This is a genomic window from Rhizorhabdus dicambivorans, from assembly GCF_002355275.1.
Classification (GTDB): domain Bacteria; phylum Pseudomonadota; class Alphaproteobacteria; order Sphingomonadales; family Sphingomonadaceae; genus Rhizorhabdus; species Rhizorhabdus dicambivorans.
In genome coordinates this window covers 4,900,234-4,913,905 of sequence record NZ_CP023449.1, presented here as the reverse complement: position 1 = coordinate 4,913,905, position 13,672 = coordinate 4,900,234, and the positions used below count along the sequence as shown (strand labels likewise).

The following is a 13,672-nucleotide window of genomic DNA, read 5'->3' as shown; positions in this document are numbered from 1 at the left end:
TTGCCCACTCTCGACGCCTCGGCCTCCGCCGGGACGACGTCAGCGCGCGGTCTCGGCCGCCGCGTAGATCCAGGCGTCGACGGTGCCGCCGTCGATGGCGACCTCCACCGCCGTCCGCCGGTAGCCCGGTCCCTCGAAATCGTCGAGCCGCTGCCAGTGCTGCGGCAGATCGGCCGATTCGAAGATCTGGACGGCCACGCTGGCTCCTTCCGGATCGAGGCTCAGCGCCGGGTAGCCAAACGTCGCGCCCCAGCCTTCGGGCACCAGCCGGCCCCGCACCGTACCGTCGAACCAGATGCCGCCGAGCTCCGCCAGCTCATGATGGTTGGAGCGCCCCGGCGCGAGCGTGCCATAGACGGCAAGGCGCCGGTCGATGCTCATCGCGCGGGCAGGATCCGCGCCCTGCATTCGCCGAAGCCGATCGGCACGCGGCCCTCCGCCCGGGCGGTGGCGCTCAGGATCACCTCGTCGCCATCCTGGAGGAAGCTGCGCTCCTCGCCATGGCCGAGCTTCACCGGTCGCTTGCCGCCCTGCGCCAGTTCCATCAGGCTTCCGAAGCCCTCCTCGGTCGGGGCCGAGATGGTGCCGGTGCCGAGCAGGTCGCCGGGCTGGAGATTGCAGCCGTTCGATGCGTGGTGGGTGAGGATCTGCGCGACGGTCCAGTACATGTTCGAGGCCGGACCGTGGCTGAGCCGATGCGGAGCAATGCCTTCGTCGCGCATCCGCGCGGTCAGCAGGTGGACCTCCAGTTCGACCGCCAGCGCGCCGGCCTGCTGGTCGGTATCGTCCCACAGATAGGGCAGCGGCCGGGGATCGTCCTGTGGCCGCTGCGGCTGGGCGATGCGGAAGGGGGCCAGTGCCTCGGGCGTCACCACCCAGGGCGAGATGGTCGAATGGAAGTTCTTGGCGAGGAAGGGGCCGAGCGGCTGATATTCCCAGGCCTGGAGATCGCGTGCCGACCAGTCGTTGAGCAGGCAGAAGCCGGCGACATGATCGGCGGCCTCGGCGATCGGGATCGGTTCGCCCAGATCATTGCCGCGTCCGACCCACACCCCGAGTTCCAGCTCATAGTCGAGCCGTGCGGTCGGCCCATAGCTGGGCGCTTCGGCCTCGGGCGGCTTGCGCTGGCCTTTAGGGCGCACCACCGGCACCCCCGACGGGCGGATCGAGGAGGTCCTGCCATGATAGCCGATCGGCACATGCTTGTAATTGGGCAGCAGCGGGTTGTCGGGCCGGAACTGGCGCCCGACATTGTTGGCGTGATGAATGCCCACATAGAAGTCGGTGTAATCGCCGATATGCGCTGGCAGGTGCATCGTCACCGCATCCTGGCGGCGGAGGTGCGGCATCAGCGCCGGGCGGTGGCTCGGTTCCGAAAGCAGCTCGGACAATTTGCGGCGCAGCGCCAGCCGGCGTTCGGCGGGCAGCGCGAACAGGGCGTTCAGCGTGGCGCCATGCAGCTCGACGGGCAGCAGCCCCGAGATCGCGGAGAGGTCGAGCAGCCAGTCGCCGATGGCCACCGCGGGCCGCGGCGCGCCTTCCGCTTCGGAGAAGATGCCATAGGGCAGGTTCTGAACCGGAAAGTCCCTGTGGGTATCGGCACCGGGCACCCAGCTCGTCCGTGCGGGATCATGCGTCTCGTCGATCTTCATTTCGGCAGCTCCGCCTTCGCGAATCCCGACCAGACATCATCATAGTCGAGTTGCATCAGCGGCGTCTCCATCGCGAAACGGGTCGGCCGCAGCACATCGCGGCTCTCGAACATGAAGGCCATCGTGTCCTCGACCCTCTGGGGGCGGAGGTCGGCGGCGATGGCGGCGTCGTAGCTCGCCCTGTCCGGGCCATGGCCCGACATGCGATTGTGCAGCGAACCGCCGCCGGGCAGGAATCCACCCGCCTTGGCGTCATAGGCGCCCGTGATCAGACCCATATATTCGCTCATCACATTGCGGTGGAACCAGGGGGGGCGGAAGGTCGCCTCCGCCACCATCCAGCGCGGCGGGAAGATCACGAAGTCGCAATTGGCTGTCCCCGCCGTCTCGCTCGGCGAGGTCAGCACGGTGAAGATCGATGGATCGGGATGATCGAAGCTGACGGTGTTGATCGTGTTGAAGCGCCGCAGATCATAGCGATATGGAGCGAGATTTCCGTGCCAGGCGACCACGTCGAACGGCGAATGGTCGATCGTCGTCGTCCACAGCGCACCTTCGAACTTCTGGATCAGTTCGGTGGGCTCGTCCCAGTCCTCATACCAGGCGGCCGGCGCTTCGAAGTCGCGCGGATTGGCGAGGCCGTTCGCCCCGATCGGGCCGAGATCCGGCAGGCGGAAGGGCAGGCCCATATTCTCGCAGACATAGCCGCGCGCCTCGCCCTCCGGCAGTTCGACCCGAAAGCGGACGCCGCGCGGGATGAGGGCGATCTGGAGCGGCTCGATATCGATCAGGCCCAGTTCGGTGACGATGCGGAGGCTGCCCTGCTGGGGGACGATCAGCAACTCGCCATCCGCGTTGAAGAAGGCGCGGCGCTCCATCGCGCGGTTGGCGCAATAGAGGTGCACGCCGATCCCGTCATTGCCGGCGATGCTGGTCAGGCCGTCTATAAAATCGTTCGGCGTGTCGGGCATCGGCAGCGGGTCCCAGCGCAGCCGGTTGGGGCTGGGCGGCACCTCGTCGAAAGTCGAGCGGAGCAGGCCCGGCTTCGCATAGGGGCGAAAGGGCGGATGGTTGGCCGCCGGCCGCATCCGGTAGAGCCAGCTGCGCCGGTTCTCCTGGCGTGGGGCGGTAAAGGCGCTGCCCGACAGCTGTTCGGCATACAGGCCGAAGGGGACATGCTGGGGCGAGTTCCGGCCGGCAGGCAGGGCGCCCGGGACCGCTTCGGTCGATACATGGTTGCCGAAGCCGGGATGGTAGGATGTCATTCTACAACCCCATGCGTCATTCCCGCGCAGGCGGGAATCCATAAGCTCCGAACCGCGAGAGGTTTGAGCTTCAGAGTATATGGATCCCCGCCTGCGCGAGGATGACGGATGGGCGAGGCCATCAATCGACCTTCACCACGCCACGGCGGATCTGGTCGCGCTCGATGCTCTCGAACAGCGCCTTGAAATTGCCCTCGCCGAAGCCCTGGTTGCCCTTGCGCTGGATGATCTCGAAGAAGATCGGGCCGACCATGTTCTCTGTGAAGATCTGGAGCAGTATGCCGTCGCCGGTCTCGGGATTTCCGTCGATCAGGATGCCGCGCTCGCGCATCTTCGCGATGTCGTGGCCATGGCCGGGGACGCGCGCGTCGATGCCTTCATAATAGGTGTCCGGGGTTTGCTGGAAGCGGATGCCGTTGCCGCGCAGCCGGTCCACCGTGGCGAAGATGTCGTCGGTCGCCAGCGCCAGATGCTGGATGCCCTCGCCCTTATATTCGCGCAGGAATTCCTCGATCTGGCTGTTCTCGTCCTGGCTTTCGTTGAGTGGGATGCGGATCTTGTCGTCGGGCCCGGTCATCGCCTTGCTGAGCAGGGCGGTCGCCTGCCCCTCGATGTCGAAATAGCGGATCTCGCGGAAGTTGAAGACGTCTTCGTAGAACTTGGCCCAATGGTTCATCCGGCCGCGCTGGACATTGTGGGTAAGGTGGTCGAGCGTGTGCAGGCCGACCGAGCGCTGGTCGCGCGTGCTGCCCGGCACCGGACGGAAATCGACGTCGTAAATCTCCTGCGCGCCATAGCGATCGACCAGATAGAGGTTCGATCCGCCGATCCCCTCGATCGCCGGGATGTTCAGTTCCATGGGGCCGACCGGGCCGGTGACGGCGGTGGCACCACGCTTGACGGCCTTCTCCAGCGCCTTGGCCGCATCGTGGACGCGGAACGCCATGGCGTTGGCGGACGGGCCGTGGGCGGCCCGGAAGTCGGCGGCCTGGCCGGCTGCGTCCATGTTGAGGATGAAATTGACGTCGCCCTGCTGGTAGCGGCGGACGTTCTTCGATCGATGGTCGCCGAGATGGGTGAAGCCCATCGCCTCGAACAGCCCGGCCAGCGCCTGCGGATCGGGGCCGGTGAACTCGACGAACTCGAACCCGTCGAGCCCAAGGGGATTGTGATGCGGTTCGAGCTGGCAATCGGTCATGGCGCCCTCTGAGTAAGTATCATTTGAAACCAATATGGGTTTGTGTCGAGTCGTGTCAAATGTTACCAACGCGGCATGACCGCAAAAGGGCTCACCCTCGATCAGTTCATCCCCTACCGGCTTTCGGTGACGACCAACGTCGTCAGCGATGTCATCGCCAGCGCCTATGAGGCGCTGTTCGGCCTCTCGATCCCGGAATGGCGCGTTATCGCGGTGGTGGCGGAGCGCGACGGGGTGACCCAGCAGGGCATCTGCACCGCGACCCGGATGGACAAGGTGACGGTCAGCCGCGCGACGATCGCGCTGGTCAACCGCGGCCTGGTGATTCGCGCGCCCAACCGCGCCGACCGGCGCTCACGCCTGTTGGCGCTGACCAAGGCGGGGCGGGCGCTCTATGCCGAGATTGCCCCCAAGGCGCTCGAATATGAGCAGCGCATCTTCGCCAGCTTCCCACCGGAGGAACTGGACCGTTTCATCGAGATGCTGCGCGCAATCGAGGCGAAGGCGCTGGAGGTTGGCGAGGCCTAGCGGCTTGCGGCCACGAGCCTTTGGGTAACATGGTGTTGCGGCGCCGCGATCATCTGCTCGGTCGGTCCTGCCTCAACGATCCGGCCCCCGTCCATCACCAGGATGCGGTGGCACAGCCGGCGCGCGACGGCGAGGTCGTGGGTGATCATCAATATGGCGAGGCCGCGCCGGCGCTGAAGCCCGGCGAGCAGATCGAGGATCGTGCCCGCGACCAGCACGTCGAGAGCGGAGGTCGCCTCGTCAAGCAGCAGCATCGCCGGATCGGGGCCGAGCGCGCGGGCGATCGCCACGCGTTGCGCCTGGCCGCCCGACAGGGCGGAGGGGCGGCGCCCGGCGAGGGCCGGATCGAGGCCGACCTCGTCGAGCATTGCGCGAACCCGCGCGTCCACCGCCGTAGCGTCGAGATCGGGGCGCAGCCGGCGCAGCGGCTCGGCGACGATGTCGGCGACCGTCCACAGCGGATCGAGACTGGCCACCGGGTCCTGAAACACCGGCTGCAGCCCGGCGCGGTCGCGCGGGCGCATCGCCCGGCGCTCGGGCAGCGGCATACCGCGCCAGCGGACCTCGCCCACGTCGATCGGGCCCAGCCGGGCGATGGCGCGGGCCAGGGTGGATTTGCCCGATCCCGATCCCCCGACGATCGCCACCGCCTCGCCCTCGGCGACGCTCAGACCCACATCGTCCACGGCGATGGTTCGTCCGCGCCGCCAGCCAGGCCGGCGGAAGGAAACCGAGACCCGTTCGGCCTCGATCAGCGGTGCTCCGACCGGACCAAGTTCGGGTGGCGGTCCGTCGAGCCGGGGGCTCGCGGCGATCAGCGCGCGGGCATAGTCGTTCTGTGGCGCTCCCAATATTTGTGCGGTCGGGCCGCTCTCGGCGATCCGGCCGGCATGGAGCACCGCCACATCGTCGGCATGGTCGGCGACGGCGGCGAGGTCGTGGCTGACCAGCAGCAGCGCCATCCCCTCCTCGGTGCAAAGCCGGCCGAGCAGCGCCATGATCTCGGCGCGCAGCATCGCGTCCAGCGCGGTGGTCGGCTCGTCGGCGACGAGCAGCCTGGGTTTGTGCGCGATAGCCATCGCGATCAGCGCGCGCTGGCGCTGCCCGCCCGACAGGCGGTGCGGATATTGGTCGAGCCGCTCGGCGGGGCGATCGAGCCCCACCCGTTCCAGCGCCGCAGCCATAGCGGCCCGGTCGGGGCGCGCCGCGCCGGCCTGGGTCCAGGCTTCGCGGAGCTGGGCGCCGATGGTGAGGTGCGGGGTCAGCGCGGTCAGCGGCTGCTGGAAGACGAAGCCGACATCGCGGCCCCGCACCACGCGCAGCCGCTTCTCGCCCGCGCCGACCAGTTCCTCGCCATCGAACAGGACCGAGCCGCCGACCGAGGCGGGCGAGAGCCCGAACGGCGCCATGCAGCTCTGGCTCTTGCCTGAGCCAGAGGCGCCGACGAGGGCGAGGCTGCGTCCCGCCTCGAGCGTGATGCTCACATCCTCGACGATCCGGCGCCCGCCGATGTCGATGCACAGGTCGCGGACGGCCAGCAGGGTCACAGCGCGAAGCGGTCCCGCAGCGCCTCGCCCGCGCGGGTCAGGCAGAGCAGCAGGGCGACGAGGACGAAGGCGGGCAGCAGCATCGCGTGCGGGGCGATGTCTATGTCGTCCGCGCCATCCTTGAGCAGGATGCCGAGCGAGGTCATCGGCTCCTGCACGCCGAGGCCGAGGAAGGACAGGAAGCTTTCGATCATCACCACCTGTGGCACGGTCAGCAGCAGATAGGCGATCGCCACCCCGGCAAGGTTGGGCAGCATGTGGCGGACCACGATCGCGGCGGGCGGGGTGCCGGCGGCCTCGGCGGCGGTGACGAAGGGGCGCTCGCGCAGGGCCAGCATCTGGCCGCGCACCACCCGCGCCATGGTCAGCCATTCGACCGCGCCGATTCCCAGGAAGACGAGCAGGATCGAGCGGCCGAACACCACCATCAACAGGATGACGACGAACATGAAGGGCAGCGCATAGAGCGCGTCGACCACCCGCATCATCGCCTCGTCGATCTTGCCCCCGCACCAGCCGGCGATGGCGCCCCACGCGACGCCGACGACCAGCGACACGAGGGCGGCGGCCGCCGCGACGCCGAGGGTTACGCGGGTGCCGACCAGCGTTCGCGCGAGCAGGTCGCGGCCGACGCTGTCGGTGCCCATGATATGGCCGGGCGTGAGCGGCGCGGCGCGCACGGCGTTCCAGTCGATCGCGTCATAGCGCCAGTCGAGGGCGAAGGGGCCGAGCAGCGCGGCGAGCGCGATGAGGCCGATGATGGTCAGCGCGGCCTTCATCCCCGCACCCTGGGATCAAGCCAGCCATAAGCGAGATCGGCGAGCAGGTTGAACAGGATGATCAGCGCGGCGTAGAGCGTCACCACGCCCAGGACGAGCGGATAGTCGCGGTTGAGCGCGCCCTGCACGAAATAGCGGCCCAGCCCCGGCAGCGCGAACACCGTCTCGATCACCACCGCCCCGGTCAGCAGCCCGGCGGCGGCGGGACCGAGATAGGAGGCAACGGGCACCAGCGCGGGCCGCAGCGCATGGACGATCAGGATGCGGGGCCAGCCCTGCCCGCGCGCCCGGGCCATGCGGACATGATCCTGCGCCAGCACCTGGGCGAGGCCGGCGCGGGCCAGCTTGGCGATGGCGCCCGCCGCCGGAAGCGCCAGCGCGACGACGGGCAGTACCATATGTCCCGGCTCGCCCTCGCCCCATCCCGACACCGGCAGCCATCCGGCCCACAGCCCGAAGATCAGCGCGAGCAGCGGGCCCACCACGAAGCTGGGCAGTGCCGTCAGCAGGGTGGCGCCGAGCATCAGTCCATGGTCGGTCCGGCTGCCGGGGCGGGCGGCGGCGGTCATGCCGGTGGACAGGCCCAGCAGCAACGCGAGCAGCAGCGCGAGGGCGCCGAGCGCCAGCGAGACCGGCAGGCCGCGCGCGATCAGGTCGGTGACGGTGAAATCGCGATAGACCAGCGACGGGCCGAAATCGCCATGGGCCAGCCGCCAGAGATAGCGGCCGATCTGCTGGTGCAGCGGCAGATCAAGCCCATAGGTGCTCATCAGCGCCTCGCGCGTCCGGGGATCGAGCGGGCGTTCGCCGTCGAAGGGCCCGCCGGGGGCGAGGCGCATCAGCACGAAGGAGAGGATGACGACCGCCGCGAGCGTGGGCAGGGCGGTGAACAGGCGGCGGCGGATCAGGTCTAGCACCCGCCGCTATCCTCCTTGACCGTCATTCCCGCGAAGGCGGGAATCCACCGGCGAGCAAACTCCGAACCCATCGGGGACAGGATAAGGCGGCCAGGTGGATTCCCGCCTTCGCGGGAATGACGAGATTGTGAGGGAAGCGCTCCATCTCCCGAGATGCCAGCCTTCGCCGGCATGACGGGGAAAGGGGGCGAGGGCGCTCAGTTGCCGAGCGTGACGCTGGCGTCTGCGCTGTCCGTCGCGGCGGCGGCGAGGATGGTGCGGGTGGCCGGGCCCTTGTTCACGGTCGAGACGCTCACTTCGCCCACCGTCGAGCGGATGCCGGGCTCGGGCAGGGTGCGGGTCAGGCCGATGATGTCCTTCTCAGTCTGGCTGCGTGGCGGCTGGGTGTTGGCGAACATCGCCGACAGCGCCTGCTGGCTCGAATCGGCCTCCTGCGGGCGGGGCGCGCCGGGGCGCGGCGGAGTCAGCGCGAAATCGGGCGGGATGGTCAGCGGCGCGCGCTTCGAGACCGCGAAGGCGTCGAGGCTCGAGGAACGGCCGGCCATCACGCCCGCGCGATCGCCGCGGCTGCAGGCCGACAGCAGCGTCATGGCGACCAGCGCCGAACCGAGAAGCAACTTAGACCGCATCGATATTCTCCGCAGGGGCCTTGTGCTCGCGTGCCAGAAGGGCCCGCAGCACGAGGATGACGACGCCTATCGTAATCGCGGCGTCGGCGACGTTAAAGACCAAAAAGGGATACCAGCCACCGATATGTGGGCCGAGGAAGTCGGCGACATAGCCGAGCCGCGTGCGATCGATGATATTGCCGATCGCGCCGCCGAGGACGAGGGCGAGCGCGACCACGTCAGCCCGGTTCTTTTCGCGCCACAGCCAGACGATGATTCCGATCGCGATCGCCGCCGTTGCGCCGACCAGCAGCCAGCGCTCGCGATTCGAACCGGCGACCAGAAAGCCCATCGATACGCCGTAATTCTCCACCCAGCGCAGATCGAAGAAGCTGGTGATCGCGATCAGCCCGCGGACCGGCAGTTCGACCACCGCCATGATCCACCACTTGCTGATCTGGTCGGCCAGCAGCACCGCCGCCGCGACGCCGAAGCCGAGCATGCGGTGGTCCGCGGGCAGATCAGCCATGCACCACCGTCTCGCAACGGCCGCACAGGGTGCCGTCGCTTGCGACTTCGGGCAGGTGGCGCCAGCAGCGGCCGCACTTCTCATATTCGGTCTTGGCCACCTCGAAGGCGATCGGATCGCTGCCGGCGGCCAGTTCCGCCACCGCCGCATCGCCCTCGCACACCTCGACCTTGGCGACGATGCCGAGTTCGGCGAGATCGACGGTGCGCAGCAGAGCGGCTTCGCCCGCGTCATAGCTGAGCGCCGTCACCTCGACTTCCAGGCTGGAACCGATCACCTTCTCGCGGCGCAGCGGTTCGATCTCGCCGGTCAGCTTGACGCGATAGCGGCGCAGCAATTCCCAGCGCATCCGCAGGTCGTCATCCTTCCAGCCGGCATCGACCTCGGGCCAGGTCAGCAGATGCACCGATCCGGCGTCGGGGAAGCGGGTGCCCCACACTTCCTCGGCGGTGAAGCACAGGATGGGCGCTGCATAGCGGACCAGCGCGTGGAACAGCGTGTCGAGCACGGTGCGATAGGCGCGGCGCTTCGGGTCCGAGGGCGCGTCGCAATAGAGCGAGTCCTTGCGGATATCGAAGAAGAAGGCCGACAGGTCGTTGTTCGCGAACTCGCTCAGCGCGCGGGCATAGCGGTTGAACTCGAAGGCGGCGGTCGCGTCCTTCAGTTCCGCGTCGAGGCTGGCGAGCAGGTGAAGCACATAGCGCTCCAGCTCGGGCATCTCGGCCGGCGCGACCTTCTCGGCATCGCTATAGCCGTCGAGCGCGCCGAGCAGATAGCGGAAGGTGTTGCGCAGCTTGCGATAGGCGTCCGACGTGCCGGCCAGGATCTCCTTACCGATGCGGACATCCTCGAAATAGTCGGTCGAGGCGACCCACAGGCGCAGGATATCGGCACCGCTCTCATTGATGATCTTCAGCGGATCGACGACATTGCCCTGGCTCTTGGACATCTTCCGGCCCTGGCCGTCGAGCGCGAAGCCATGGGTCAGCACCGCGTCATAGGGTGCGCGCCCACGCGTGCCGCAGCTTTCGAGCAGCGACGACTGGAACCAGCCGCGATGCTGGTCCGACCCTTCCAGATAGAGGTCGGCGCGGGTGCCGATCCCATAGCGCGCCTCGACGGTGAAGGCGTGGGTGCAGCCCGAATCGAACCACACGTCGAGGATGTCGTTGACCGGCTCATAATCGGCCGCGTCATGGGCGGAGCCGAGCAGGTCCTGATGGTCGGCGGTGAACCAGGCGTCGGCGCCGCCGGCCTCGAACGCCGCGACGATGCGGGCGTTGACGGCTGGATCGCGCAGATAGTCGCCGGTCTTGCTGTTCACATAGACCGCGATCGGCACGCCCCAGGCGCGCTGGCGGCTGATCACCCAGTCGGGCCGGCCTGCCACCATCGATGTGATGCGGTTCTCGCCCTTCTCGGGCACCCAGCGGGTCTGCTGGATTGCACCCAGCGCGAGATCGCGCAGGGTCGCGCCATTGCCCTGGGCCTTGAGGATCGCCTCTTCCTCCCCGCAGCGCGGGGCCAGGCCGTCGCCGATCGGCTTGTCCATCGGGATGAACCACTGCGGGGTACAGCGGAATATCACTTTGGCCTTCGATCGCCAGCTGTGCGGATAGCTGTGCTTGAAGTCCGCGCTCGCCGCGAGCAGCGCGCCGGTCTCACGCAGGTCGGCGCAGATCGGCCCGTCGGGCGCGTTGAACTTGGGATTGATCACCGAGCCCTGGCCCGCCAGCCATTCCCAGTCGGCGCGATACTTGCCGTCGCCCTCGACCGCGAACACCGGGGCGATGCCATGCTCCTTGCACAGCAGGAAGTCGTCCTCGCCATGGTCGGGCGCCATGTGGACGAGGCCCGTGCCGGCGTCGGTGGTGACGAAATCGCCGGCCAGCAGCGGGCGCGGCTTCGCATAGAAACCGCCGAGCTTGTGCATCGGGTGGCGGGCGATGGTGCCGGCGAGATCGGAGCCTTTAAAAGGAACGATCTTCTCATACTGCGCTGCAAGCCAGGCTTCGTGATCCGCAGCGCCAACTAGGCGTAGTGCGATTTGACGGAGGAGAGCAGGATCGAAAGAAACCAACAGCTTTCGTCCGTCGAGTTCGACCAGTGTGTACTCAACCTCCGGCCCATATGCCAAAGCCTGGTTGACCGGGATCGTCCATGGCGTCGTCGTCCAGATCACCGCATAGGCGCCGACCAGTTCCGGAATCTTGCTCTCGACGATCTCGAACGCCACGTCGATCTGGGTCGACGTGATGTCCTCATATTCGACCTCGGCCTCGGCCAGCGCGGTCTTCTCGACCGGGGACCACATCACCGGCTTGGCGCCGCGATAGAGCTGGCCGCTCTCGGCGAATTTGAGCAGCTCGCCGACGATCGCCGCTTCCGACGCATAGTTCATCGTCAGATAGGGATCGTCCCAGTCGCCCTGCACACCCAGCCGCTTGAACTGCTCCTTCTGCACGCCCACCCATTTCTCGGCATAGGCGCGGCATTCGGCGCGGAATTGGACGGGATCGACCTCGTCCTTGTTCAGCTTCTTGGCGCGATAGGCCTCCTCGACCTTCCATTCGATCGGCAGGCCGTGGCAGTCCCAGCCGGGAACATAGGGCGCGTCCTTGCCGGTCAAGGACTGGCTGCGGACGATGATGTCCTTCAGCACCTTGTTCATCGCATGGCCCATATGGATGTCGCCGTTTGCGTAGGGCGGGCCGTCATGCAGGATGAAGCGGGGCTTGCCGGCGCGGGTCTCGCGCAGCTTGCCGTACAGATCGTCCGCCGCCCATTTCGCGAGGATCGCCGGCTCCTTGTTGGCCAGGCCGGCCTTCATCGGGAAATCGGTCTTCGGCAGGAAGACGGTGTCGCGGTAGTCAGGGGCGTCGGTCATCTGAGCATCAATTCCACAGATCCGTTCGTCCCGAGCGAAGTCGAGGGACCGCCTGAGCGGAGCGAAGGCTCCTCGCTGTCGCTCGGAGGCGTGTCTCGACTACGCTCGACACGAACGGAGTTTGGGGAGGCTCTAGGCGAGCGGATTGTAGGCGGCAAGTATGCGCTTCGCCTCGGCGCAGTCCTTGTCCATCTGCGCGGTCAGCGCCTCGAGGCTGTCGAACTTCGCCTCGGGGCGGATATAGGCGATCATCTCCACCTCGATGCAGACATCGTACAGGCTCTCGGCGAAGTCGAAGAAATAGGCTTCGAGCAGTTCCTTGGGCGGATCGAAGGTCGGGCGGATGCCGAGATTGGCGGCGCCCTCCAGCATCCGCCCGTCGGGCAGCAGGCCGCGCACCGCGTAGATGCCATATTTCGGGCGGAGATAGCGGTCCATCGCGATATTGGCGGTGGGGAAGCCGATGGTGCGGCCCAGCTTGTCGCCATGCTGGACCTTGCCCTGGATGCGATAGGGACGGGTCAGCAGCCGCGCGGCCTCGATCGGATCGCCCGCGACCAGCGCCTCGCGGATGCGGCTGGACGATATCGGGCCTCGCGCGTCGCTCACCGGTCCGATGGCCTGCGCGGTGAGGCCAAGCGGGCCGCCGAGTTCGGCGAGCACGCCGACATTGCCCGAGCGGCCCTTGCCGAAGGTGAAGTCCTCGCCGGTGACGACATGGGCGGCGCCCGTGCGCCCGATCAGCCAGTCGGAGATGAACTCCGCCGCCCCGACATTGGCGAGCCGCTCGTTGAAGTTGAACAGCAGCATCGCGTCGGCGCCCGCTTCGGCGAACAGGGCGGCGCGCTGGTCCAGCGAGGTCAGGCGGAAGGGCGGGGTATCGGGCCGGAAATAGCGCACCGGATGCGGATCGAAGCTGGCGACCAGCACCGGCCGGCCGGTCGCGCGGCCATGCGCGACCGCCGCGCCGACGACCGCCTGGTGCCCCCGATGGAAGCCGTCGAAATTCCCCAACGCCACCACGCCCCCGCGCAGATGCTCGGGAACGGGGCGGTCACATGTCAGCCGCTCCATGAGGCGGCGTATAGAAAGGGACGGGGTGTCGCGCAATTATATCCCAATCCGTCATGCCAGCGCAGGCTGGCATCCATGTCTGCTGCCTTCTCAGATGCCATAGTGGGCGATGAGAGACATGGACCCCAGCCTTCGCTGGGGTGACGGTCTTTGCAGATCATTGTCGTCGCAGGGTGAGGAACGCGAATCCCGGCCGCCCATCCGCTGCGGGATGCACCTCGCGCGCATCCTCCCGCCACCTCGCCGGATCGAACGGTGGCACCACCGTATCTCCCTCGGGGGCGTCGTCGATCTCGGTCAGTTCGATCCGGTCGGCATGGGGCAGCAGCAGCGCGTAGATCTCGGCGCCACCCACCACCGACAGCCGATCGGAATCGCCCGCCGCCGTGATCGCCGCCGCGACGTCGTGGACGACCTCCGCCCCATCGGCCCGCCACGCGCGGTCGCGGGTCAGGACGATATGGCGGCGGCCGGGCAGCAGGCCGGGCAGGCTTTCGAAGGTCTTGCGGCCCATCAGCATCGGCGCCCCCTGGGTCAGCGCCTTGAAATGCTTCAGGTCGGCGGGAATGCGCCACGGCAGGTCGCCGTCGCGGCCGATCACGCCATTCTTCGCCCGGGCCAGGACGAAGACGATTTCGGCTTTGTTCATTTCCGTTCGTCCCGAGCGAAGTCGAGGGATGTTCCGCTT

Annotated in this window: 13 protein-coding genes; 1 reads left to right on the top strand and 12 read right to left on the bottom strand. The window is 67.7% G+C overall.

The window, feature by feature from the left end; genetic code table 11:
- Positions 1 to 39: 39 nt before the first annotated feature.
- The 4 genes from CMV14_RS23180 to hppD all read right to left on the bottom strand — a co-directional run bounded on the left by CMV14_RS23180 (position 40) and on the right by hppD (position 4,115).
- On the bottom strand, positions 40 to 381 hold the full coding sequence (locus CMV14_RS23180) for a gamma-glutamylcyclotransferase family protein (protein ID WP_066963857.1): 342 nt from the start codon (positions 379 to 381) through the stop codon (positions 40 to 42).
- Positions 378 to 1,652, bottom strand: coding sequence for a fumarylacetoacetase (gene fahA / locus CMV14_RS23175; protein ID WP_066963582.1), 1,275 nt, complete (start codon positions 1,650 to 1,652; stop codon positions 378 to 380). The genes CMV14_RS23180 and fahA overlap by 4 nt, the downstream gene beginning before the upstream one ends.
- Complete coding sequence (gene hmgA / locus CMV14_RS23170; RefSeq protein ID WP_066963587.1) at positions 1,649 to 2,917, bottom strand: homogentisate 1,2-dioxygenase; 1,269 nt, start codon at positions 2,915 to 2,917, stop codon at positions 1,649 to 1,651. The genes fahA and hmgA overlap by 4 nt, the downstream gene beginning before the upstream one ends.
- A 121-nt stretch (positions 2,918 to 3,038) precedes the next feature.
- On the bottom strand, positions 3,039 to 4,115 hold the full coding sequence (gene hppD, locus CMV14_RS23165; RefSeq protein ID WP_096367818.1) for a 4-hydroxyphenylpyruvate dioxygenase: 1,077 nt from the start codon (positions 4,113 to 4,115) through the stop codon (positions 3,039 to 3,041).
- A gap of 75 nt (positions 4,116 to 4,190) precedes the next feature.
- On the opposite strand from hppD, the gene CMV14_RS23160 reads away from it, so the two are divergent.
- Positions 4,191 to 4,643 (top strand): MarR family winged helix-turn-helix transcriptional regulator, encoded by a 453-nt coding sequence (locus tag CMV14_RS23160; protein ID WP_066963589.1) that lies wholly within the window; start codon positions 4,191 to 4,193, stop codon positions 4,641 to 4,643.
- Here the strand turns inward: CMV14_RS23160 and nikE are convergent.
- The 8 genes from nikE to CMV14_RS23120 form a co-directional block, all read right to left on the bottom strand.
- Positions 4,640 to 6,190, bottom strand: coding sequence for a nickel ABC transporter ATP-binding protein NikE (nikE, locus tag CMV14_RS23155; RefSeq protein ID WP_066963592.1), 1,551 nt, complete (start codon positions 6,188 to 6,190; stop codon positions 4,640 to 4,642). The two genes, CMV14_RS23160 and nikE, sit on opposite strands and share 4 nt — an antisense overlap.
- Positions 6,187 to 6,969 (bottom strand): ABC transporter permease, encoded by a 783-nt coding sequence (locus tag CMV14_RS23150; RefSeq protein WP_066963595.1) that lies wholly within the window; start codon positions 6,967 to 6,969, stop codon positions 6,187 to 6,189. Before CMV14_RS23150 ends, nikE begins: the two co-directional genes overlap by 4 nt.
- Positions 6,966 to 7,886 carry an ABC transporter permease gene (locus CMV14_RS23145; RefSeq protein WP_066963598.1) on the bottom strand — a complete coding sequence of 307 codons (921 nt, stop codon included), beginning with the start codon at positions 7,884 to 7,886 and terminating at the stop codon, positions 6,966 to 6,968. The genes CMV14_RS23150 and CMV14_RS23145 overlap by 4 nt, the downstream gene beginning before the upstream one ends.
- 197 nt (positions 7,887 to 8,083) lie before the next feature.
- Positions 8,084 to 8,515 carry a DUF3035 domain-containing protein gene (locus CMV14_RS23140; protein ID WP_066963602.1) on the bottom strand — a complete coding sequence of 144 codons (432 nt, stop codon included), beginning with the start codon at positions 8,513 to 8,515 and terminating at the stop codon, positions 8,084 to 8,086.
- Entirely contained in the window at positions 8,505 to 9,023 is a 519-nt protein-coding gene (gene lspA / locus CMV14_RS23135; RefSeq protein ID WP_066963605.1) for a signal peptidase II, read from the bottom strand. Before lspA ends, CMV14_RS23140 begins: the two co-directional genes overlap by 11 nt.
- Positions 9,016 to 11,910, bottom strand: coding sequence for an isoleucine--tRNA ligase (ileS, locus tag CMV14_RS23130; protein ID WP_066963608.1), 2,895 nt, complete (start codon positions 11,908 to 11,910; stop codon positions 9,016 to 9,018). The genes lspA and ileS overlap by 8 nt, the downstream gene beginning before the upstream one ends.
- A gap of 132 nt (positions 11,911 to 12,042) precedes the next feature.
- Entirely contained in the window at positions 12,043 to 12,984 is a 942-nt protein-coding gene (locus CMV14_RS23125) for a bifunctional riboflavin kinase/FAD synthetase (protein ID WP_066963611.1), read from the bottom strand.
- A gap of 157 nt (positions 12,985 to 13,141) precedes the next feature.
- Positions 13,142 to 13,633, bottom strand: coding sequence for a dihydrofolate reductase (locus tag CMV14_RS23120; RefSeq protein WP_066963614.1), 492 nt, complete (start codon positions 13,631 to 13,633; stop codon positions 13,142 to 13,144).
- Positions 13,634 to 13,672 lie beyond the last annotated feature (39 nt).